The sequence below is a fragment of the Rothia sp. L_38 genome (assembly GCF_050689125.1).
In the GTDB taxonomy this organism is placed as follows: domain Bacteria; phylum Actinomycetota; class Actinomycetes; order Actinomycetales; family Micrococcaceae; genus Rothia.
In genome coordinates this window covers 1-2287 of record NZ_JBOEQD010000029.1, presented here as the reverse complement: position 1 = coordinate 2287, position 2287 = coordinate 1, and the positions used below count along the sequence as shown (strand labels likewise).

The 2287-nt window shown below is 35.8% G+C and carries 1 protein-coding gene and 1 pseudogene; both read left to right on the top strand.

The features are described 5' to 3' along the window. Window positions 1-176: 176 nt before the first annotated feature. A pseudogene (locus ACRCJM_RS11940) lies at window positions 177-230 on the top strand (hypothetical protein); the annotation flags it as partial. Between the two features lie 15 nt (window positions 231-245). Next, entirely contained in the window at window positions 246-2165 is a 1920-nt protein-coding gene (tet(M), locus tag ACRCJM_RS11935) for a tetracycline resistance ribosomal protection protein Tet(M) (RefSeq protein ID WP_431465083.1), read from the top strand. Window positions 2166-2287: the final 122 nt, after the last annotated feature.

Here is a 2287-nt window from a genome sequence, read left to right as displayed (position 1 = left end):
CGGGGTGCGTGTCTACTTTTGAATAAGCCTCTAAGCCTCTCTTATGTGCTAATGTTAATATAAGTATATAAAAGGAGTTAATAAATATGCGGCAAGGTATTCTTAAATAAACTGTCAATTTGATAGTGGGAACAAATAATTAGATATCCCTTTTTAGGAGGGGTTAGTTTTTTGTACCCAGTGATAAGAGTATCAGTCACTGGGATTTTTTATGCCTTTTTGGCTTTTGAATGGAGGAAAATCACATGAAAATTATTAATATTGGAGTTTTAGCTCATGTTGATGCAGGAAAAACTACCTTAACAGAAAGCTTATTATATAACAGTGGAGCGATTACAGAATTAGGAAGCGTGGACAAAGGTACAACGAAGACGGATAATACGCTTTTAGAACGTCAGAGAGGAATTACAATTCAGACAGGAATAACCTCTTTTCAGTGGGAAAATACGAAGGTGAACATCATAGACACGCCAGGACATATGGATTTCTTAGCAGAAGTATATCGTTCATTATCAGTTTTAGATGGGGCAATTCTACTGATTTCTGCAAAAGATGGCGTACAAGCACAAACTCGTATATTATTTCATGCACTTAGGAAAATGGGGATTCCCACAATCTTTTTTATCAATAAGATTGACCAAAATGGAATTGATTTATCAACGGTTTATCAGGATATTAAAGAGAAACTTTCTATGGAAATTATAATCAAACAGAAAGTAGAGCTGCACCCTAATATGTGTGTGATGAGCTGTACGGAACCTGAGCAATGGGATGTGGTAATAGAAGGAAATGATGACCTTTTAGAGAAATATATGTCCGGTAAATCATTAGAAGCATTAGAACTCGAACAAGAGGAAATCAGAAGATTTCAGAATTGCTCCTTGTACCCTGTTTATCATGGAAGCGCAAAAAGCAACATAGGGATTGAGCAGCTTATAGAAGTGATAACGAATAAATTTTATTCATCAACATACAGAAAGAAGTCTGAACTTTGCGGAAATGTCTTCAAAATTGAATATTCGGAAGAAAGACAACGTCTTGCATATGTACGCCTTTATGGCGGAATCCTGCATTTGCGGGATTCGGTTAGAATATCGGAAAAGGAAAAAATAAAAATTACAGAAATGTATACTTCAATAAATGGTGAATTATGTAAAATTGATAAGGCTTATTCCGGGGAAATTGTTATTTTGCAAAATGAGTTTTTGAAGCTAAATAGTGTTCTTGGAGATACAAAGCTATTGCCACAGAGAGAGAGAATTGAAAATCCGCTCCCTCTGCTGCAAACAACTGTTGAACCGAGCAAACCTCAACAAAGGGAAATGTTACTTGATGCACTTTTAGAAATCTCCGACAGTGACCCGCTTCTACAATATTATGTGGATTCTACGACACATGAAATCATACTTTCTTTCTTAGGGAAAGTACAAATGGAAGTGACTTGTGCTCTATTGCAAGAAAAGTATCATGTGGAGGTAAAAATAAAAAAGCCTACAGTCATTTATATGGAAAGACCGTTAAAAAAAGCAGAGTATACCATTCACATCGAAGTGCCACCGAATCCCTTCTGGGCTTCCATTGGTCTTTCTGTAGCACCGCTTCCATTAGGGAGCGGAGTACAGTATGAGAGCTCGGTTTCTCTTGGATACTTAAATCAATCGTTTCAAAATGCAGTTATGGAAGGGATACGATATGGCTGTGAACAAGGATTGTATGGTTGGAATGTGACGGACTGTAAAATCTGTTTTAAGTATGGCTTATACTATAGCCCTGTTAGTACCCCAGCAGATTTTCGGATGCTTGCTCCTATTGTATTGGAACAAGTTTTAAAAAAAGCTGGAACAGAATTGTTAGAGCCATATCTTAGTTTTAAAATTTATGCACCACAAGAATATCTTTCACGAGCATATAACGATGCTCCTAAATATTGTGCGAACATCGTAGACACTCAACTGAAAAATAATGAGGTCATTCTTAGTGGAGAAATTCCTGCTCGGTGTATTCAAGAATATCGTAATGATTTAACTTTCTTTACAAATGGACGTAGCGTTTGTTTAACAGAGTTAAAAGGGTACTATGTTACTACTGGTGAATCTGTTTGTCAGCCCCGTCGTCCAAATAGTCGGATAGATAAAGTACGATATATGTTCAATAAAATAACTTAGCACATTTTATATTGTTATATAAATGTGGCTTCTTGTTAAACGAAACGAGATGAAATATTCTTTAATACAGATTTGAATTAAATGTAAAGGAGAAGATAATTATTATAAACTGTGAGTGGGTA